Source organism: Symmachiella dynata (assembly GCF_007747995.1).
GTDB classification, from domain to species: Bacteria; Planctomycetota; Planctomycetia; order Planctomycetales; family Planctomycetaceae; genus Symmachiella; species Symmachiella dynata.
Map to the genome: position 1 here is coordinate 7,710,619 of NZ_CP036276.1, position 21,973 is coordinate 7,732,591.

Here is a 21,973-nt window from a genome sequence, read left to right on the forward strand (position 1 = left end):
ATCTGCTCAATTCACAGGACCGGTTGATGACTAACACACGCCGCGACTTCTTACGAACTTCCGCTGCACTGGGAACCGGGATCTTGATTCCCTATACGTTCACCACCGGGGCAGAAACCAAACCGCGATCGCCCAATGAACGGCCCCGCATTGGATCGATTGGGATGCGCTATCAAGGTTCGGTGATTGCCCGTAAGGCGGCGGAGCATGGCGATATTGTGGCCATCGCCGATGTCGATCGTGAAATTGCCGATAAGGCCCAAGCAGAGTTCGGCGGCAAAGCGGACATCTATGAAAACTATCGCGACTTGCTGTCGCGTGACGACATTGACGTTGTCACGATCGGTGCGCCGGATCATTGGCACGCGTCAATGCTGATCGATGCCTGCCGCGCGGGCAAAGATGTCTATTGCGAAAAGCCGCTCACATTGACGATCGATGAAGGCCAGGCGATCCTCAAAGCGGTCAAAGAAACCGGCGCGGTGGTACAAGTCGGAACGTGGCAACGCAGCGATTCGCGGTTCCGTTTGGCCTGCGAATTGGTCCAGCAAGGGCGGATCGGCAAGTTGCGGCGGGTGTCGATTGTGCTTGGCAAAAACGTCGTAGGCGGACCGTTTGCCGTGTCGGAACCACCGGCGCATTTCAATTGGGATCTGTGGCAAGGCCCGACCCCCGATGTCCCCTATATCAAAGAGCGGAGCCATTACACATTTCGCTGGTGGTACGAATACTCCGGCGGGCAGATGACCGACTGGGGCGCGCATCATCTCGACATTGCCCAATGGGGCATGGGCCAACAACACAGTGGGCCGGTACAGATTGAAGGGACCGCCGATTTCCCCCACACCGAGAACGGTTATAACGTGGCAACCAACTATCACGCGGCATACCGCTACGACAACGGCGTGGAACTGGTCGTTGCCGACAATGGGCGCAACGGCGTGATGTTTGAAGGGGACGAGGGCCGGATTTTTGTGAATCGCGGGACCGTTTCGGGAAAACCGGTCGAAGATTTGAAAACCAAGCCGCTGAACCGTGGTGATTTTGCCTTGTACGGCCATGACAATTTGGACCGCCCGGAACGCGCCGGTAAATTGGATGCGATCATCAATCACATGGGCAACTTTTTCGATTGTGTGGTCACACGCGAAACCCCGATTTCCGACGTCGCCAGCCAACACCGCAGCGTAAGCGTCTGCCATCTCGGCAACATCGCCATGCGCCTGGGCCGTAAGCTGCAATGGGACCCGCAAGCGGAGTTGTTCGTCGATGACGAAGAAGCCAATCGCTGGCTATCACGCGACCGCCGCGCGGGATTTGAGTTAGACGCCTGAAATGGCCCGCGACGGGGGAGAGTGCGTCGAAAAAGTTGTGAGCAAAGACGCAGTCATTCTCTAAGTCTCCAGGGTAGCCGCGATGGCGCAGACATCGGGGCGGGTGCAGCCCGCACGAAGCCGCAATTTCCGCGCTCTAAAACAAGCAAACTCTCGCTGGCAGGGACAGCTGAAATTGCTGCGTCTTGTGCCTACGGCACACCGATTGCCGATGGCAATCGCTGCCACCCTGTGATTGCTGCCCCACGACAGTCGGCTGTGAAAACAGCCAGACGTCATTCGCCCCCTTCGAGCACCACCTTCGTCACGGCAATTTGGCCGGAGAAACAGACGTCGATATCGTGTCCTGGTTGTCGCGGACGATCGTGATAGCTACCGACATAGTGATAGCTCCCTTCCCGGCAATCGTACTCCAACCGATGGGGACTGGTGTCCAAAGGGCAAAAGACGATTTCCGGCTCCGCTGCGGAGTCGTCGTCGAGTGCGGGGAAGTTGACGTTCCAATAAGCGCCCGGTGGCAGCGGTTGGGGAGCGAGTAATTCCAGGACGCGGCGAGCCATCACTTCGGCGGCCGCCCAATCAATGGCTACGATACCCCGATGATATTGCGAAAAAGCGATGCCCGGTTTGCCCAACAGGACCGCTTCGCGGACAGCGGCAACGGTGCCGGACATATACACGTCAATGCCCAGGTTTCCCCCCTCGTTGATGCCTGACAGAACCCACGTTGCATCGGGTAGGATTTGCGTGGCACCGATCCGCGTGCAGTCGGCGGGTGAACCATCGAGCGCCAGTCGTCCGGGAGCGACTTCGGTTAAGGACAACGGCCGAAAGACATTCACGGTATGCCCGCAACCAGAGTAAGGCTCGTTCGGTGCAACGACCGTGGCTGTACCCCATCCACTGACCGCCCGCTCCAATGCCGCTAACCCGTCGGCATGGATTCCGTCGTCGTTGGTCAGCAGAAGTTTCATCAGTGTTTGTTTCTTGAAAGGGAGTTTTGGGGAAGAGACGCTTGCCGAAGCCAGCCGGGTCGGCACTATAACGGATTGCGCAGTGACTCAGGAAAACGCATCGCGGGCTAAAGCCAATGCTCCGTGAATCACGACTTCCTCACCCAGCGCCGCAGGGACGATCTGTGCGACGTCGGCAAACGGTGCAAAGACATGTTTGCGATATGCGGCACCGACCGGTTCAAAAAACAAGGTGTCCCCCATCAGTGAGACGCCCCCGCCGATTACGATCCGTGCGGGATTGACCAACGTCACGACCTGTGCGATCGCCCAGCCCAAAGTGTCGGTCGCGTCGTTGAGCAGTCCGCGGCAAAATGGATCTCCCGCCGCCGCAGCTGTGGCGATGTGCTTGGTCGTGATTTTCTCAGGATCATTCCCGGTCAATTCCAAGAGACGACTGGCCGGCGCGGATGGTTCGGCCTGGGCAATCATATCCGGCGCAGCGGCGGTGCGGTGAGCAGCGGCGAAGGAGGCGGCTGCTGTATGATCGGCAATCGCTTGTCGTGCGCGCTGTGTGATGCCGAAACCGGAGGCGATTTGTTCGACGGTGGTGCCGGGGTAGGGCAGGTGGCGGGGAACGTTGCCGGGCCGCAGATGTCCGATCTCAGCCGCTCCGCGACCACTCCCGCGATAAACCTGGCCCCCCAGAATCAAACCGCCGCCAATCCCCGATCCGACGGTGATATAAAACACAGGATCGAATCCCCGGCCGGCGCCGTAATGCGCTTCGGCCAGCGCAGCGGTGTCGGCGTCGTTTTGCAAGATTCCGGGAATTCCCAGCGTCTTTGCCGCCCAATCAACAATCGGGAAATCATCCCAACCGGCGACTTGATGGCTGGTCATCGTACACCCGCGATCCGCATCGACCGGTCCGCCGAATCCAATGCCCATGCCGGCGACGTCGCCATGTTGCAAGCCGCGCGGCTTGAGTAATTCGTCAACGCCTTGCGCGATCTGCGTGCGGATACGTTCGGCGCCTTGCGTCGCATCGATATCGGCGCGCCACAACTGTTCGATCGTCTCGGAGTCCAAAGTCCCCAAGCCGATTTGCAGCTTCGTGCCACCGATTTCCACTCCCAGCGCATAGGCCGGTTTGTCCGTCATGTTCGATTCCCCACCGGTCGCGCCGGAATGTTTGCTACAGGTCGTTTCAAACCCTTTGACGCGTTCCGCTGACACGAAAATGCGAGTCTCCAGAACAATCGAAACTGGATTTTGAAACTGGTTTTCAGCGAATCAATCGCTGCCTTGAAATGCGACCCAGGCGCGGTTTTGGTAGCTGCAGCGGCAACCGGCTGAGGCATCGGGCAGCAGCACCAATCCGCCGACCGGCAAAGCATTGATCCAGCAGCCGGGGCGAATCCCGCCAAAGTCCTCGCGTCCTTCGGGTCGTGACAAATCCAAATATCCCAACGTCGCTGAACGGAACAACAACATGTTTTTCCCAGCAGCCAATTGTCCGCAACCATAGGAACGTTTGAATTCAAATGGCTGCGTTTCTCCCGTCAGCAAGTCCCAGGCGCCGCCTTGGGTATAGATGGTGCGGTCAGTGACGAGCGGACGGGTGACATATTTCATCGGTTTGTCCCACACGCGATACCCTTCCGAAGCACGAAACACAGCGATGCGGCCTCCCACCTCCGACGGCAGACGAAACCGCGTCGGTTGGTAGCTCATGAGCAGCATGTCGTTTGCTTCGCTGAAGACCAGGACCGTTCCGAAAATGTCCTTGTCGTTTTTCATTTTGATCTTGCCGCTGCGAGCATTCAAAATCACCAATTCGCCGGTCGGATGCTCGGCCGGTTTCATATCCGTCTTGCCGCGGCGTTTCTCCGCTTGATCCAACCGGTCGCCGGGGGCTAAGGCGCGGTCGATCAAAAAGACCTGACCGTCGCCGATGGCAATCGCGTTGTTGCGTATCGATTCCTGCGCATCGTATTGCCATAACTTTTCACCACTCTCGACGTCGAAGGCGAACAGCATTTTCGACTCGGTGAAGAGTTCGCTCATATCGGCCGGCTTCCAGGAATGTTGCACGATGTGGTCCTCATTGACCACCGACCCGAATAGAATGCCATCCTCGCAGGCGATGTAGCCCCACTTCCCTTTTTTGCCTTCGGGCGATTGAGGGGCTTCGTAACGCGTCAGCACTTCGCCGATCGCCGCGTCGAGTCGTACACAAATATCATCCCTGCGAACGAACACACTGTCTCCGGCGGCGCAGAAATTACTGCCGGTGCCGGCGGTGCCCATCAGGTGATCGGCGTCGTGGGCTCGCTGCACGCCGGGCAGTGCATATTCCCACAGCGTGCGTCCGTTGTAGGCATCGACCGCGCGGAGCGCATCCATGCCTTCGACAAACAACCGCCCCTGATGAAACAGCGGAGCATGTCCCCGACCGTGACGCTGCGGCATCTCCAGAGCGACGTCGCGAAACCATAGAATGCTGAGCGGGCCTTTGATCGTGTCGACGCTGCTACAGGTGTTGGCCGGGTTTGAGTATTGATGCGTCCACTGCCCCGCATCGGCCAGTGCGCCGCGCGTTTTAACGGACATTTCGCCCGGAGCACCCAGGCAAACCATCCCGCCATAGGGCCGTTGCAACCGAGCGATTTCGTCTTGGCCCTCGGCGATCTCCTCGCCAGCCACGGAACGCCCCGAGACGATCAGGTTTGCGAAATACTTGGGATAGGTCGTCGCCGCGAGATCGCGTTGATGCACGGTGACGCGTGTCCCGTACAGTCCGGCGGCATTGATGAGCTGACGGGCAGCGGCGACGTTCGCGGGATCGGAATCGACCGCGAAGATCATTAAGTCGGTTTGCTTGGCCAATTCCAACGCCAACCGCCCATCGCCACAACCAAAATCGACACAATACCCGGCCGTCACACCGGTCGTTTTGATAATCTCTTCTGCTGCTTTGGCAACCAATTCATCGGCGGCCGTTTCTTGTGGTTCGGCCTTGACCGTTTTTGTTTCGTCAGGACTGGCTGCGGCAAAACAATAAATCGTGCCTTGATCGGTGCTGACGTACAAGCGCCCCGCAGCGACCGCCAATCCGTACGGCTTGCCGTCGACCTGCGCCGTCCATTGTTGTTCTCGGTCCTCAAGCCTGAAGGTGGCGACGCTGTCACTGGCACCGGAAACAATGGTGTCACCGGCGACGATCAATGAGGTCCCGCCGGGAATCTTCTCCGCCTTCCACAATTCTTTGTGCGTCATTTTCGTTTGCGGTTGACCGCGACGATCCGGTTCGGTGGTTTCTACCGGCTTGAGCGCTCGCAGCGTATGGCCATCGGCGTGGAGTAGACCCTCGGGGAACGCGGCCACAGCACCAGCGCCTAGCTTGTCGGCTTTCTCACCGTCGCTCGCCACAAACGCCAGTCCGCCGTTATAGAAAAATGGTCCGGAGGCCATCGTCGAGGTGCCGCCGGTGTGTCCGTTTTTTTGCAGATGATAATATTGAAACGCACCGTCGGTCCGTTGAAACGCCGCTGGAACCGCGCGGCCTGTGGGGACGAATAATTGATCACCGGCAGCAACCACATACCCTTGTGCGGAGATGCCGCTGTTGGCATTCGCTCCACCGTGTGGCTGCGGCATTTCGATCTGGCCCGATTCACCATTCGTCCAGACGCTTTCACCGGTCGTTAAATCGAGCGCGTGCAGGAAGACCTTCTCCGACTGCCAAATCCCGGCCGCGTAATACAGCGTGTCCTCCACAATGACCGGCCCCCCCCGCGCCGGCCAACGCGACGTCAACGTGCCGTTGCCCAACACCATGTCATCCTCAGGACCACCGCGCCACTTACGGATCAATGACCCGTCCGCAGCGGACAGGCAGTATAAGTATCCGTCGTCGCTCACGGCATAAACTTGATCCCGCCAAACCACCGGCGCAAACCGCACCGGGCCGTCGGTATAAAACGTCCATTTTTCTTGCCCCGTGGCGGCGTCGAGCGCGTGAATCTGTCCGTCGGCGGAACTGCCGTAAAAAACGGTGTCCCCCGCAGCTACAACGTGAAACGCACGGTCGAACAGCATACGGTCATCGCGCGGCCAAGCCGTTTGTGGTGGATGTGCCGGGTGATGCACCCAGGCCAACGAGAGTTCCGCCGGCAGACTGTCTGCCGTGTAACCGTCGCGCGCGGCGTTGCCGCGAAACTGCGTCCAATCGGCAGCGGACAATGGCGAGACGAACAGAACCAGGAGGGCGGGTATCAGGAAATTGCGCAGCATGGAGTGCACCTTTTCGCAGGGGAGGATGCAAAGACGAATTGATCCCTCCAATATACCGCCCGTCGCAGGTCGCCGAAACCCAGGCTTACGACCGCTGGTATTGCGCAGCAAAGTCGTGAGGGGCTGCCTATTTGACAGTGGCCGGTTGATCGGTGACTTGGGGTTTCTCATCCCCCGCTGGCCAGCCCTCTTGGTTTCCATTGACGTAGTTCGGTTTGCGGAGCGGGGATTCTGGTTCCGCCGCGGGTTGATCGTCGAGTTCGTCATCGTGCTGCATGATCGATTCGAACCACATCGTCGTCTTGTAATACACCAGATAGAACACCGGCACGAGGTACAAGACCAACACGGTGGCCAACATCAAACCAAAGCACAAACTGACCGCCATCGGAATTAGAATCTGTGCCTGAAACGACGTTTCGGCCAACATCGGCGCCAGTCCGGCCACCGTGGTGACCGATGTCAACAACACGGGGCGAAAACGGCGTTCCCCGGCTTCTAAAAGCGCTGTCTTCAGCGGCAACCCATCTCCGAGGCGACTATTGATGAAGTCGACCAAGACGATGGAGTCATTCACCACCACACCCGTCAACGCCACGAGGCCGAACAGACTAAACAGCGAGATCGGCAATCCCATGAACGCATGCCCGATCACGGCGCCGATCATGCCAAAGGGGATGATCGCCAGAATCAACAACGGCTGCAGATAAGAACGGAATTGGACCGTCAACAAAACAAACATCCCCAGCACGGCAACGACGAAGCCTTGCATCATGCTGGTCACCGAATCTTGCGTTTGCTCGGCTTCCCCTTCGTAGCGGGCATAAACACCGGGATATTTGGCCAATAGTTTCGGCATATAATCGCTGCGCAGCGCCGCCATCGTTTGTGACGTATTGCCGACTTGCTCATCCATGTCAGCCGTGACGGTAATGGACCGCATTTGATCGATGCGGTTGATTTCGCCATAGCTGCGGGCGACGGTGATGTCGGCCAATTCCGTCAGCGGACGTTCGGCGCCGTCATCGGTACGCACGCGAATGTCGTTGAAGTTCGTCAGCGATTGACGTTCCTCGGTGGGATAACGGACCATGAGTTTGACTTCATGCCGCCCCCGCTGCAGCCGCATGACTTCGGCCCCGTAATAGGAATTGCGCACGGTTTCGGCCAAATCGCCAACCGTTACGCCCATGGCTTGCGCATCTTCCTTAACCTTGATCTGAAATTCCCATTTCCCCGGCGTCGAGTCGTCAGCGACGTCGGCGACACCGGGATATTTTCGCAATTGTGTTTTACACTCTTCGACGGCAGCTTCCAGCGAGGCGAAGTGGGACTCATCGGCCAGCAGTCGGAATTCGATCGGCAAGCCTTCGGGACCCATGCTCGGACTACGGAACGACACACTTTGCGCGCCGGGAAATTCTCCGCACCCCTCTCGCCACTCTTTGACAATATCCAAGCTGACAATCGATCGTTGTTCGGGCGGGACGAGTTCGATGGTGACTTCACCCACGTTGCTGCCGGTGGATTGCCCACCCGCGCCGATCGGCCCATCGGTACTGACACTCCCCACCGTTCGCCGCCGCAAGTCGACCAAATTCATACCCTGGTCGGCGTACTTTTGATTGATTTTTACGATGGCCTCCTCCATCCGCTGGGTCGCCTCGTCGGTGATTGAACTCGGCGTGCCATCGGGATAGACCACCTTGGCGATGATGGTGTTGCTGTCCAATTTGGGAAAGATGCTCCAAGGAGCGATCCCGCCAGCGATCAGGCCGAAGCAGATCATCATCAACGCAATGGCGCCACTGATCACGATGGCCGGGTTATTGACCGACTTGCGCAACGTCGGCACATACACACGCTTGATGAACCAATCCAAGAGCCGAATGCAGTACCGGTTCATCCAGCCAAACATGATCGCCAAGGGACGAAACGGATAGAGCAGCCATTCGACCACCATCAAAAACATGCCCCGTTTGTGCGCCAAGTGGCAAGGCAACACAAAACTGCTCTCCACTAGCGAGATGACCAACATGGCAATCACGGCAACCGGCATCACGGCAATGAATTTGCCCATCACCCCCGAGACATACATCAGCGGCAAAAACGCAATGATCGTGGTGGCGACCGACGCGACCACCGCGGGGACCACCTCCGCTGTTCCGTCGATAGCCGCTTGCAGCAGCGGCTTGCCCAGTTGGCGATGCGCATAGATGTTTTCGCCAATGACGATCGCGTCGTCGACTACGATCCCCAACGCCAACAAAAACGCGAACATCGTCAGCATGTTGAGCGTATGTCCGGTAAATAACAACACCGCACTGGCCCCCAGGATGGCAATGGGAATTCCCAACGCGACCCAAAACGCCAGCCGCAATTCCAAAAACAGGGCCAACACCAAAAAGACCAGCGCCAATCCTTGCAGACCATTGCGGGTCAATAAGTCCATACGATCCCGCACGTCGACCGATCGATCGCGCCAGGTTCGCAATTCGTACCCAGCGGGGACCTCTTGGCGAGCCGTGTATTCCTTGACTTCATTGACGATGGCCAGCAAATCTTCGCTGGCGGTGCGGTCGACGGAAATCAGCAAACCGGGCCGCCCATTGATGACTGTCTCGGCCGTCATATCGGCGAATTCATCCTGCACGTTCCCCAGATCGTCGATGGTCAGCACCACTCCGCCCGACTGCGTGACGAGCGGAATCTTCGCGATTTCTTCGCCAATGGTTTGTTTGTTCTTCCCACGCAGCAGCACCTCTTGAGAATCGGTTTTGATGCTCCCGCCGGGCAATTCCAGATTTTGCCGTCTCACGATTTCGGCAACCTGTCCCAGCGACAAGCCATGCTTGCGCAGCGCCGTCTCCGAGATTTCGATATCGATCTGATAATCTTTGCCGCCAATGATATTCGCTTGCGACACGGAGGGGAGTTGCAGCAAGTCGCGGCGGACCTGTTCGGTCACCTCGCGCAGTCTCAAAGCCGCATCAGGCGAGTCGTCGGCAGTCCCCAAGATCCCTACGCGAATGGCTGGTTGCCGAAACGTGATCTGCTTGATTTCCGGATCTTCGGCCAATTCGGGAAAGCTGGGAATCCGGTCGATTTCCGAGCGCACTTCAGCCAGCGTCTTTTGCACGTCGGGAATATTCGATTCCAATTCCAGAATCAGATACCCAAAACTTTCGCGTGCGACGGCTGTCTTCTTTTTAATACCCGTAATCGAGTGCACCGCTTCTTCGATCTTCTGGCAAATCCCCTCTTCCACCTCATCGGGACTCGCGCCGGGATACGGCACGGTGATCAAGATGACTTCCATTTCAAATTCGGGGAAGACTTCACGGCGCATCATGAACAGACTGGCGCTCCCCATCAGGAGCACGCCAATCATCAACGTGTTCATGGCGGGAGAATTGGAGACGGCCCAACGGATGATCGATTTCATGGCGATGTCGGTAGATAGGCTGAAGGCTATGGACTGTAGACCGTAGGGAGGTTTTTCCTGGTAGAGAAAGCGGTGGAAAGGCTATCTCTTCCTCTGTGCTCTCTGTGTACTCTGTGGCAAATTCTTTTCGTCAATGCGTGTGCGGCACTCGGTTTGTCATTCGATGATCGTTTGTCCTGCATCGAAAGGTGCGTCGTGACGCACCCCACGGTCGGTTTGTGATTCGTGTGGTTAGTTTATTTCGGGAGTCGTCGTGGCCACTGGTTGAGTCGATTCGCGGACTTTCATGCCGTTGCGGACCTCTGCGAGCGGCGAGGTTACGACATGGTCGCCGGCTTCGATTTTGGACGATGCTGCCGGAAGGACGACCGACCCATCGAGGGTCTCGGCAGGCTGGATGGTTTCGATGGAGAGGACGCCGTCCCGCACCACCCAAATGCGATTGCCCGGCCGGACCGCGCTTTCAGGGACGCTCAATAGCCGCGCTGTCGGCTGTGCGTGAACGCGGACTGTGGTGTACATGCCGGTGACCATTGCCCGCGGTCCGTGAAAGTCCACCGGTCGCCCTTGATCGTCGGTGATGCGGACGTCGCGAGGATTTTTAACCACAACGCGGCAAGGGATCGTGCGCGTCGCAATATCGAGCCCCGTCCCCTCATACCGTGATAAAACCCCTTGCCAATGAAAATTGCGGCCCAGCAATCGGTAGGTGACTGTCACCGGTGTTTCAGGAATCTCAAATGTAGCGGCCGCCGACATAGCCTGATCGCTCACATACCGCTCACCCGTTTGATTCCAGATCCAAAATAGTTCGTCCATCTTTAAGCCGCACTTCACTTCAGCGGTTGACGAATCATTGATGCGGACCAGTTGTGTGCCGTTGGTGACGTGCGTGTCCGTCTCCACCAAATCCTCGACAATCACTCCGCTCAGTGGAGCTGTGATCTTGGTTCTGCTCAGGTCCAATTGGGCTTTCTCCAATTGTGTCCCCTTCAATTCCAGCGCGCTTTGCAATCGCTGGCGGCGGGATTTTTGCAACGTCAACAGGTTCTTTTGCACCTGCACTTTATTGCGAGCGGCCAACTCGTCGCGCTTGGCAACGTCGATGTCCGATTCAGTGATCACCCCCCGCTTGGAGAGATCCTCCACCCGCTTCATTTCTTGTCCTTGCAGCACCAAGTCTTCCTGGCTCAATGCCACCAGCACCTCGGCATTTTTGATCTCGACATCGTTCTCCAACAAATCCGCTTCCGCTTGTGCGATCTCCTTGCTCAACCGGCGAACTTCCAATTCGTAGTCGCGGGGATCAATTTCCAACAACAGCGTCCCCGCCTCCACATAGTTACCCGAATTGCACTCGTCCGACTTGAACGTAATGCGTCCCGCCACTTCGGCAGAGAGATAGATCTCTCGATGCGGCACGACGACACCATCGGTTTCGATGTCCAATCCCGACTCATGCGCCGCGACCGAAGCCCACTCGACGAGAGGATCCATCTGGGCCTGTTCCTCTTCGATCACCATCTCGGGACGCGCGCTCAGAACCTGAAACCCAACGATGCCGCCTATCAAAATGATAACCGGCAAAACGATCCGCAAGATGAGGTAACGGAGAAATTTCATCGTAGGGAAACAACCTTCAAACGATTGAGACTCAAACTTGGTTAACGCGAAACGCTACGACGCGCAGACGTCGAAGCGTGGGAATGGTTGGGGGCCGGAATATTTCGCCCCGATTCTGACGTCGTCCGCTCCGAATAAGGCGCAATACAGCCCAAAGCGGCTAATGAAAACTCGGCAATATGCTCGGCGAGTTGCGGCACGCTGTAATGATCCCGTCGCTCTTGTTCGTCTATCATGATGGAGACCACTTCACCCGCCACCCGGTAATTCAAACACTGGCCCAGAATACTGAAACCGATGAGATGCAATTTGAAATCAGGAGTCTCCTCAGGCATGATCTCCCGCAAAATCCCCACCAGCAAATCAAAGTCGGGTCGAAAATGATCCTTGACCAGCGCCTTGCAAGCAGCCGTGGGATGCAAAACTTCACGCATCATCAATGTCACCTGCCAGGGCGCCTGATTCGTCCCCAACATCCGCGTGATCATCGTCTTCAAATAATCACGTAACTTTTCCTCCGGAGAGGTTTCCTCTGACCAGACGGGAAACTGAACCTGCCGCACCCTCAACTCACGGGCCTGTGTCACCGTCGCGATATACAATTGCTCCTTGTCGCCGAAATGATAATTCACACTGGCGACGTTCACATTCGCCGCCTGGCAAATGTCGCGCACCGTCGCATCGGAAAAGCCCTTCTCCGCAAAGACGGGGCCAGCCGCATTGAGAATTCGAGTTCGAGTATCGTCTGTGGACATAGGAAAGAGAGGCTGTCTAGAAGCGTGAATCAAACAGGCGTTTGAAACAATTGTATTAAACAGCTGATCAACGTCAAGATCACTTCCCCTCTTTTCCAACCTCCCCAATCCAATCCCCCTCCTCGTGAATTCATTCGCTCCTCTCGCCGTTTTCTTAAGATTCCAATCCACAACCCCCTTCACCCTGCAGGGTTTGCGGTTTTTGTTGTTGGCCACCCAGGGGAGTGTTATGATGTCCTAAGAGCGTGACTTCAAAAAACGTTTTACAGACTGCCATATCGCGTCACGGGAGGGCGAAGCTCCTGCTGAGCCGCATCGGGGCGTCTAGCGGGAAAAGGGTAAAGTTTTCCATGGCCGTGGCAAGCGATAGGGTTCATCGCGGCTCGGCGGGAGCCTCGCCCTCCCAGTTTGAAGACACGCACTTTGGACACGTCATTCGCCGTTTTGGTTCCACGGACGTGCTTTGGGAGAAATGACATGCGTTGCGGAATCGCCCGCCACTTTCTGATCGTGATCTGTTCGCTCGCGATCCTCGCCAGCTCCCACCGTCATGCCCAGGCCGAAATTACGGCTCATCAGGTCCATGAGTCGATCGACAACGGTGTGAAGTTCCTGTTGCGGAAACAGAAATCTGACGGCTCTTGGGCCAGCGGCGGGAGTTGGGACATCGGTGTCACGAGCCTGACCGCATTGGCACTGTTTAATGCCAAAGTCCCAGCCGACCACCCACAAATGGCGCTTACACTGCGCTACCTCCGCAACGTGGCCCAGCCCAACCGCACCTACGAAGTCGCGTTGATGATCATGGCACTGGCTGCCGCCAAAGATGGCAAACGGGATGCCGCGCTGATTGCGGCATTGGTGGAGAAATTGGAAGACAGCCAAATCCGCCGCGGCGAAGGACGGGGCGGGTGGTCGTACGGTACTGCACCCGGCGGCCGACTGAATATTCAGGGAGGAGACAATAGCAATAGCCAATATGCGGTGTTAGCACTGCGCGACGCACAGGAATACGGGGTGGAAGTCAGCACCGCAACCTGGGAGCGGATTCGAGCACATTGGCTTGGCGCGCAAAACGTCGACGGTGGTTGGGGCTATTCCCTCACATCCAAGTCGAGTACCGGCAGCATGACGGTCGCCGGAATTGCCAGCATGGTCATCGTGCATTCCATGCTCAGCGACGATGCCAACGAAATCGACGAGGATGGCCATCCGATTTGTTGCGGAACCCCGGAAGAGGATCCCTATCTGAAAGCACTCGAACGGGGCGTCGAATGGATGACACGAAATTTCGCCGTCGGCATGAACCCCAAAGCTCACACGTGGCAGCTTTATTATCTCTACGGTCTGGAGCGAGCCGGACGGCTCAGCGCGCGACGATTTTTCGGACAGCACGATTGGTACCGCGAAGGAGCCGAGTATCTGGTGGCGCGACAGGCGACGATCGCCGGAAGCTGGAAGGGAAGCGGGCATATGGAGGACGAAATCATCTCCACATCGTTCGCCCTGCTGTTTCTCTCCAAGGGACTGGCGCCGGTCTTGGTCAATAAACTCAAATATGGGCCGCGGGATAACAACGGCCGCCTCACCGAGCAGGATTGGGACAACCACCACAACGACGTCAACAACCTCACCAAACACATCAGCGGCTTAGAAAAATGGCCAAAATTGCTGACTTGGCAACAAGTCGACAGCCGCGCCGCGACGGTCACCGATTTGCATCAAGCGCCGGTCGTCTTCATCAGCGGCCGCTACGGCTACGACTTCACCGAAGCGGAACGAGGCAAGCTCAAGGAATACGTCAGCGGCGGTGGCACGATCTTTGTCGAGTCCTGCTGCGACGGCGAAGACTTTGACCGCAGCTTCCGCGAAATGATCCGCAAAATGTACCCCGATGGGGAAGCAGAGTTGGTCCGTCTGGGACCCGACCATGAAGTCTATCGCAGCGAATACCGACTCGATTCCGAGACGGTCGAACTGTGGGGTGTGGAACTCGGCTGCCGAACGGTGATCATTTATTCGCCGGACGATCTCTCCTGTTTATGGGACAAATGGCGGCTCCGTATTCCGGAGAAGCGTGCCCCCGCATTAACCTCGATGGTGCTCAGGGCGATGAAGGTGGGCGTGAATGTGATCGCCTATGCCACTGGCCGGGAGCTGATGGAAAAACTGGACGACAATCGTCTGGCCGCCGATGAAGGGGCGCAGGTCAAGGTGTCGCGGGGCTTGTTGCAAGTCGCCAAAATCCGCCACGCCGGAAGCTGGAACACCGCTCCTACGGCGCTGCGCAATATGCTCTTTGCTCTCAACGACAAATTGGGCATGGTCGCCTCGACCACCGAGCGCGATCTGGTAGCGGTCGATGACAACATCTTCAAGTACCCCATCCTCTACATGCATGGCCGTCACCGGTTTGAATTCAGCCGCCAGGAACAAGAGAACCTGCGGAAGTACCTGGACCAAGGGGGCTTCCTATTCGCTGACGCCTGCTGCGGCGCCCCGCAGTTTGATAAGAGTTTCCGGGAATTGATGGAGCAGATTTATCCCGATGCGCCACTAAAACGATTGCCGATGGACCACGAGATCTTTACCTCACAACTGGGCGGGTTCGACATCCGCAAGGTGCAGCGACGAGCTCCCGAATCAGGCAGTACCAAAGTGACGCTCAAATCGAACGTCTTCGAAGTCGAGCCGCTGCTGGAGGGAATCGAAATCGACGGCCGCATTGCCGTCATCTACAGCAAGTTCGACATCAGTTGCGCCCTGGAACGCCAATCCTCAGTCGCCTGCGCCGGGTATGTCCACGAGGACGCTGTCAAAATCGCCTTAAACGTCGTGCTGTATTCCATCGCCCAATAAGCCGCCGCCGCATCGTCTGGCACGGATCGCACCATGCGACGGCAAGCCGTCGGTTTGGGATGTTGCGGTTTCAAGCCCATTAATCTGTGTTTTATCCGTGTTCCATCTGTGGCTAAGAAAACGTCATCGCACCGCAGTTTGGATTGCAAACCGAAACGGCTGCGACTAGGCTAAACGCTACGCAGGCAGCGTATTTCCAGATAAATGTCTCAGCGACCGACTGCGCGCAGTTGGCGGGGAGTGGAACAGCATGGGCCTGCGGTGCAATCACTACGACGTGGCGTTCGAGGAATTTCTGCGCGGACGCAAGACGCCCTACGTTTTTGTCGACGAGCGCCGTCGTGCGCTCTTGGAGGGCGCTTCGCTCAAGTCGATGGACTTTATTGTCTATTCACCCGGCGAGACCAACCTGCTGGTCGATGTGAAGGGGCGGCGGTTTCCTTCGGGACAGCAGATACACGGGCACAAGTGGGAGAACTGGACCGGTGCCGAAGATGTGCCGGCGCTGTTGCAATGGCAAGAGGTGTTCGGCGCGGGATTTCGCGGGCTGCTGGCTTTCGCCTATCATATCGTGCACGAAAAGCATTGCCGGCACTTCGACGAACTGTTTGAATTTCGCGGTCGCCGTTATGCATTTTTCGGCGTCTGGGCCGATGCCTATCTGGAGGTCATGAAAACCCGCTCCGCCGGCTGGGACACGGTTTGCCTGCCGAGTCGCGAGTTTCGCCGTCTGCGAGTTCCGCTCGGTGAATTGTTATAGGCGAATTGTTATAAAATGCAGCGGCTGCAATTTGCCACTGGTACCGGCGCCCGCGGGAGCGTATGCTGGATCTAACAGCATCTCTTCAAACTGGGAGGGCAAGACGCCTGCCGAGCCGCGATGAACTTGATCGCTCGCCTCGTCTTGGGAGGTCTCCAAATTTTCCCACACGAAATGTCCTTTGCGGCTCAGCAGGAGCTTCGCCCTCCCGTGGCGCGAAAAGGCAGTTCATAGATGTGTTTTGAAGAGACGCTGTCAGGTAATCTGCGAATTAAACATCCTATCAATTGCGTCAAATAAATGCTGGCTGATGAAACAGCTTCCTCGAGGAATACGCGCATGAATTGGTTAAACGGGCGATGCTGCCAGAGATTGGCCGCTTTTACCGCCACCGGTTGGGCGACCTTGTGGCAGGCGGCCGCTGCTCGGGGTCAAGACGTGCCCCCACAGAGTGGCGGAGCCGCTGCCGTAACTCCGATGTCGGGGACCGATTTTATTTTGCCCGCTTTCGTCGTGATTTTCTTGTTCGGAATTTCCATTTTCGCCGTCTGCCGCTCCAGTCGCCGCGTCTAACTGCTCACAGCGTCGCACCAGCAGTACGACGTCAACGTGTGCCGCTTCTGCCGATTGCGCGGATGATCGGTCGCTTCCGCACGGCGGCCCGGCGAAAAAGTCGACGGAACCTACCCCGCCACCCCTGCCCGCGCACGCTCCGCATGTTATGATAAACGCGTATCCCAGTTGTTTATCTACACGGAAACTATGTGAGTCCCATGTCGAATTCCGCCAAACTCCAAGGTATTTTTACCCCCAATCTTGTGCCCCTCGATGCCCAGGGCGATATCGATGAAGGGGAACTGCGTCGCTATACCGATTGGTTGATCGATCGAGGCGTGCATGGGTTGTATCCCAACGGTTCGACTGGGGAATTCACCCGCTTCACGGTTGAGGAGCGGCGGCGGATTATTGAAATCATGGTCGATCAGACCCGCGGCCGCGTGCCGATTCTCGCTGGAGCTGCCGAAGCCAACGTCAAGGAAACGATCAAAGCTTGTGAGTTCTACCACGGGTTGGGCGTGCGGGCGGTCGCAATCGTCGCGCCGTTTTATTACAAGCTCAGCCCCGAATCGGTCTACGCCTACTTCGCCGAGATCGGCCGCAACACTCCGGTCGATGTCACGCTGTACAACATCCCCATGTTTGCCAGCCCCATCGATGTGCCAACCGTACAGCGGTTGGCCGACAACTTCGAGAAGATCGTGGCGATCAAGGATTCCTCGGGCGACATCCCGCACATGATTCGCATGATTCAAGCAGTGCGGCCCAATCGACCCGAGTTCAGTTTTTTGACCGGTTGGGATGCGGCGCTGATGCCGCTGTTGTTGATCGGTTGCGACGGTGGAACCAATGCCACCTCTGGTGTCGTGCCGGAAATCACCCGTAAACTATACGACCTCACCACCGCCGGCCGTCTGGATGAAGCGCGGCAAGTGCAATACGACCTGGTGACGCTGTTTGACGCGATGCTGTATTCGGCTGAATTCCCCGAAGGCTTCCGCGCAGCCGTCGAACTGCGCGGCTTCAACATGGGAACCGGCCGTCAACCGATGTCCGAAAACCAAAGTACCGACCTCGGCATGCTCAGCAAAACGTTGCAATGCCTATTGGCCGAGCAAGGCTTCACCGGCCAACCGGTCGGCGGCTGCCCCGTCCAGGCCAACACGGTGGACCGCACCGAGGTCGACGCGATCGTCCAAAACGTGCTGTCCGAACTACAGCGCCGCGGCATGGCGTAAACAGGTGGGAACGTCGCGCACAACTCCAATGCCCAGGAAAGTAAATCTCACGCAAAGCCGCAAAGCTCGCAAAGAGATTTGCAATGTCAATGCGCTGAACATCGGTTGGCGTAGATCGCGCCCAACCGGCAAAGCATTTTTCGTTTACAAACGATATCCCCACCTCGCAGCCGTCATTTCTAAATCCGTTTCTCCCGGTCACTCCTTTGCGGTCTTTGCGGCTTTGCGTGAGGCATTTTTTAACTGCGGCGGCGAATCACACTACGCGCCCCAGAGCGAGCGTTTGTAGCGAGTGCCGCGCAACAGGTCGACGGCAATGGTGGTCGGCGAGCCCCGTGGTGCGGTATAGTGCAGAGGTTCCGCCGGATCCTTACGAATCACCACTAGCTCATCCCGCACAGGAGTCTCGCAACCAAAATGACAGTCACACCTCAACCGCACGATACCCATTCCGACCGCCGCCATTTTCTGAAGCAAAGTTTGGCCCTCGCAGCAGCGGGTGCCGGCGGCGCGGTCCTCGCTCCAGAAGCCGTGGCTGCCAAACCAATCGTGCGAACCGGCAAGCCGTACATGAAGCTCAGCTTGGCGGCTTATTCGTATCGCAAGTATCTGGATTTCAAAAACCCCACGATGACGATGCCCGATTTCATCACCGAAGCGGCGTCGCTCAATCTCGATGGATGTGAACTGACCAGTTATTGGTTTGCGAATTACCCTGGAGAAATCGACACCGCCTATTTGCTCTCGCTCAAGGAACAGGCGTTTCGCTTGGGGTTGGATATTTCCGGCACAGCGATCAACAACAACTTCTGCCTGCCGGAAGGGGACGCCCGGCAAAAGTCGTTGGAACATACGCGCCGCTGGATTGACTACGCCGCCATTATCGGCGCCCCGGTGATCCGCATCTTTGCCGGCTATGTCCCGCAGGGGGAGACAATGGAGACAGCACTTGAGCGGTGCGTCGCCGGTGTGAACGAATCGCTGGATTATGCCGCTCAAAAAGGAGTCGTGCTGGCAATCGAAAACCACGGGGGGATCACAGCCGAAGCGGACGGTCTGTTGGCGATCTGCGAACGCGTGCAAGATTCGCCCTGGTTCGGGGTGAACTTCGACAGCGGCAATTTCCACACGGCAGACCCCTATGGCGATTTGGCCAAGATCGCGCCGTATGCCGTTAACGCGCAAATCAAGGTCGACATGAAACCAGCCGACCGACCGCAAGAACCGGCGGACCTCGATCGGATCATCAAGATTCTGGACGATGCCGGATACCGCGGATATGTCGTGTTGGAGTACGAGGGGAAAGGCGAACCGAAAACCGAGATCCCCAAATACATCGATCAGCTTCGCAAAGCGATCGGACGTTAGTGCCGTTTTGTAAGCAATAAAAGACTCACGCAAAGTCGCCAAGACGCGGAGAAATAGAAAGAGCTCGCTTCCCCTCGTTCCCCAGCTCCGGCTTGGGAACGAGGGGCGTGTTTTTTCAGTTCTGTGTAGGAGTGTTACATCGTCATGTTTGATGCAATTTCACGCGTTATGTATCACGCCTCACCAGATATGATTCTGGAGTATATGCATAAAGAGGCGCCTAACCTCGGAATCGAACTACATGACTTTGCCAAGAAGTGGGAACATGACGATGCTATCATTTTCAAAAATAGAATTGCTGTTCCGCTGCTTAGAAGGAAATGGCCAACTGAACCCGATGACGAAATGATATGGTTCCTGTCAGAGGTGATGTCCAGCGTGTCGAAAAATGACACCGCTGGGTTCCTCGAAATGTATCTTGCATGTTTGCTACTTCACAATGAAGCTCTCAAGGGCGAATCGGCAATTCCTCAATCACCGATTTGCACAGCCATTATCACTAAACATGTATTGGCTCGCGCTGACGACGTCTATACGGCGATGGCGTTCCGGTTCATGTTGAACACATCCATCCATAGAAAAACACCCTTTGATGACAGTGTATTTCCGTGCCCTGAAATGGCGATTTTTATATTGATGTTATCAATGTGTGAGAGTTTGTCAGGCATTATTGGACGGGGTGTTGAAAATGGTTCACTTCCCTGGCTGTGGAGTATGGACGGCAAGCTTTCACAGGACGCTTCACTTGTTGCATGGCAGGAACTTGCAAAAGAGTATCGAAATCGCCATCCCACGCATGATTTTATTGATGTCATTCAGAGCGCGATTCCAAAATAACTGAATCCATCGAAGCAGAGCTTCGAGAAGTCGGGTTCCCAAACTGGAGTTTGGGAACCAGGAGATTCACTATCACCTGACTCGGAGAGCGTTCTCATGCTAGATCACAAATTGCTCGAAGCTGAAGGCATTCTCGTACTGACTCCCCAGGCACCTCTGACGTCTGACGACTTCCAAGGGATTGCTGCCGAGGTTGACCCTTACATCGAATCGAAGGGGAATCTCCAGGGAATTCTGATCGAGGCAGAGTCCTTCCCGGGGTGGCACGACTTTGGATCTTTTGTTTCTCACGTACAATTCGTACGCAATCATCATCGCCATGTGAAAAAGATCGCAGCTGTTTCCGACAGTGAGTTCCTCACAATCGCACCAAAGATCGCCAGCCATTTTGTCCAGGCCGAAGTGCGGCACTTTGCATTCGGAGACCGGGAAGCGGCCATGACATGGCTCAAGGAATGAGATGTCCCGGTGTGAAACTACCCGGGTGCCACTGCTGGCTTGTCCCAATCCTGTTCGGCACGGAATTTGCGCCATGGGCTTTGGTAGTCTTTCATAACTGCCAATTTGACGGAGAGGCGCCCTGTGGCCAGGAAGAAAGCGAAGCGGGTTTCCGATGCGGATTTGACCGGACTGAAATATCTGAAACGAATCTCTTCGCTGCTCAAACGCTTGCGGCCCGTCGGCTGCGAACGGGACAAAGCGGGCAATCGCGACTTGTTTTTTGATCAGTATTGCGGGTTGATACTGCTGTACATGTTCAACCCGATCGTCACTTCGCTGCGCGGCATGCAACAAACCAGCCAACTCAAAAAAGTGCAGCGCTTGCTGGGCTGCCAACGGGCTTCGCTGGGTTCGTTGTCCGAAGCGGCACGTGTGTTTGACCCGGAATTGCTGCGGGAAATCGCCGGTGAACTGCTCCAGCGCGCTCCGCAACGCGCCGACTGCGACCCGCGGCTGAAAGACTTCGCGCAGACCTTGACCGCCGTCGACGGCAGCCTGCTGAAGAAGCTGCCGCAAATCACGCAGGCCTGTTTTGCCACCCGCAACGATCGCGGTTTTAAGCTGCACGCGCACTTTGAAATCCTCAAAGGCGTGCCTGTCAAATCGGCAGTCACCGACGCCAGCGGCCAAGGACCGGCCAATGAAAAAAACGTGTTGCGCAGCCAATTGGAACCGGATCGCTGCTACGTGATCGATCGCGGTTACGAACAATTTTCGCTGTTCAACGCGATCGTCGATGTCGGCAGCAGCTACGTTTGCCGCATCCGCAACGACCGCGCGTTTACGGCTGACGAGGTTCGCGAACTGGACGAGGAGGCGCGGGCGGCGGGCGTGTTGGAAGACGCCATCGGCCAACTCGGTTCGCCCAAATCGCGACGGATTGAGCATCCGCAGCATCGCGTGCGGCGGGTGGTGATTCGCGCCGAAACGCATCCCAAGCGAGGCGGACGCAAGCGGGCCGCTGCCACGCACGACGTCGTGCTGGTGACGAACTTGCTGGACGTGCCGGCGGAAATCATCGCGTTGATTTATCGCAGTCGCTGGATGATCGAATTGTACTTTCGGTTTTTGAAACATGTGCTGGGCTGCCGCAAGTTATTAAGCGACTGTGACAACGGAATCGAAATTCAAACGTACTGTGCGATCATCGCTTGCCTGCTGATCAGCCTAGTGACCGGCCGCAAGCCGACGCTGCGGACGTATGAAATGCTTTGTTATTACTTCCAAGGTTTGGCGGATGAAGAAGAACTACTGGCCCACATAAACCGTTTGCCGCCGCACGCCACGACAAGCGTCTAACCCCACTCGCTCCGCGACTCCCCGCAGATGACGAGCCGCTCAACGCTGCGCTGAGACAACTCCCCACCCCACCAACCGCAGCCCTTGCAGCCACGCCCTCCCCCAAAAAACAAGCAAACACACCGCCACCTTGCCATCACGCCC

General features: G+C 56.8%; 15 protein-coding genes. 9 read left to right on the plus strand and 6 right to left on the minus strand.

All coding sequences use genetic code 11. The features are described 5' to 3' along the window. The first annotated feature begins 26 nt into the window (after positions 1 to 26). A complete protein-coding gene (locus tag Mal52_RS29325; protein ID WP_197534558.1) occupies positions 27 to 1,334 on the plus strand; it encodes a Gfo/Idh/MocA family protein in 1,308 nt (435 codons plus the stop codon). A 275-nt stretch (positions 1,335 to 1,609) separates the two neighbouring features. Here the strand turns inward: Mal52_RS29325 and surE are convergent, their stop codons facing one another. The 6 genes from surE to Mal52_RS29355 all read right to left on the minus strand — a co-directional run bounded on the left by surE (position 1,610) and on the right by Mal52_RS29355 (position 12,409). Further along, positions 1,610 to 2,308: a 5'/3'-nucleotidase SurE gene (surE, locus tag Mal52_RS29330; RefSeq protein ID WP_145380441.1), complete on the minus strand. Its 699-nt coding sequence runs from the start codon at positions 2,306 to 2,308 to the stop codon at positions 1,610 to 1,612. 87 nt (positions 2,309 to 2,395) lie between these two features. Beyond that, positions 2,396 to 3,526 carry an ROK family protein gene (locus Mal52_RS29335; protein WP_197534559.1) on the minus strand — a complete coding sequence of 377 codons (1,131 nt, stop codon included), beginning with the start codon at positions 3,524 to 3,526 and terminating at the stop codon, positions 2,396 to 2,398. Positions 3,527 to 3,583: 57 nt separating this feature from the next. After that, the gene (locus tag Mal52_RS29340) at positions 3,584 to 6,586 is read right to left on the minus strand and encodes an outer membrane protein assembly factor BamB family protein (protein ID WP_197534560.1); all 3,003 of its coding nucleotides are present in this window, start codon (positions 6,584 to 6,586) and stop codon (positions 3,584 to 3,586) included. Positions 6,587 to 6,713: 127 nt separating this feature from the next. Further along, on the minus strand, positions 6,714 to 10,031 hold the full coding sequence (locus Mal52_RS29345; protein WP_145380443.1) for an efflux RND transporter permease subunit: 3,318 nt from the start codon (positions 10,029 to 10,031) through the stop codon (positions 6,714 to 6,716). 231 nt (positions 10,032 to 10,262) lie between these two features. Then, on the minus strand, positions 10,263 to 11,654 hold the full coding sequence (locus Mal52_RS29350) for an efflux RND transporter periplasmic adaptor subunit (protein ID WP_145380444.1): 1,392 nt from the start codon (positions 11,652 to 11,654) through the stop codon (positions 10,263 to 10,265). Between the two features lie 41 nt (positions 11,655 to 11,695). Next, on the minus strand, positions 11,696 to 12,409 hold the full coding sequence (locus Mal52_RS29355; protein ID WP_145429210.1) for a CerR family C-terminal domain-containing protein: 714 nt from the start codon (positions 12,407 to 12,409) through the stop codon (positions 11,696 to 11,698). 477 nt (positions 12,410 to 12,886) lie between these two features. On the opposite strand from Mal52_RS29355, the gene Mal52_RS29360 reads away from it, so the two are divergent. From Mal52_RS29360 to Mal52_RS29395, 8 genes are all read left to right on the plus strand, one after another. Next, positions 12,887 to 15,268, plus strand: coding sequence for a DUF4159 domain-containing protein (locus Mal52_RS29360; RefSeq protein WP_231962484.1), 2,382 nt, complete (start codon positions 12,887 to 12,889; stop codon positions 15,266 to 15,268). A 250-nt stretch (positions 15,269 to 15,518) separates the two neighbouring features. After that, the gene (locus Mal52_RS29365; protein WP_145380446.1) at positions 15,519 to 16,028 is read left to right on the plus strand and encodes an HYExAFE family protein; all 510 of its coding nucleotides are present in this window, start codon (positions 15,519 to 15,521) and stop codon (positions 16,026 to 16,028) included. Between the two features lie 339 nt (positions 16,029 to 16,367). Next, positions 16,368 to 16,601, plus strand: a complete 234-nt coding sequence (locus Mal52_RS29370; protein WP_145380447.1) for a hypothetical protein — start codon at positions 16,368 to 16,370, stop codon at positions 16,599 to 16,601. Between the two features lie 200 nt (positions 16,602 to 16,801). Then, complete coding sequence (locus Mal52_RS29375; protein WP_145380448.1) at positions 16,802 to 17,824, plus strand: dihydrodipicolinate synthase family protein; 1,023 nt, start codon at positions 16,802 to 16,804, stop codon at positions 17,822 to 17,824. A gap of 417 nt (positions 17,825 to 18,241) precedes the next feature. Next, on the plus strand, positions 18,242 to 19,192 hold the full coding sequence (locus Mal52_RS29380; protein ID WP_145380449.1) for a sugar phosphate isomerase/epimerase family protein: 951 nt from the start codon (positions 18,242 to 18,244) through the stop codon (positions 19,190 to 19,192). A gap of 144 nt (positions 19,193 to 19,336) precedes the next feature. Next, positions 19,337 to 20,029, plus strand: a complete 693-nt coding sequence (locus tag Mal52_RS29385) for a hypothetical protein (protein WP_145380450.1) — start codon at positions 19,337 to 19,339, stop codon at positions 20,027 to 20,029. Positions 20,030 to 20,125: 96 nt separating this feature from the next. After that, entirely contained in the window at positions 20,126 to 20,488 is a 363-nt protein-coding gene (locus tag Mal52_RS29390) for a SpoIIAA family protein (RefSeq protein WP_145380451.1), read from the plus strand. A gap of 123 nt (positions 20,489 to 20,611) precedes the next feature. Continuing rightward, a complete protein-coding gene (locus Mal52_RS29395) occupies positions 20,612 to 21,829 on the plus strand; it encodes an IS4 family transposase (protein ID WP_197534562.1) in 1,218 nt (405 codons plus the stop codon). Positions 21,830 to 21,973 lie beyond the last annotated feature (144 nt).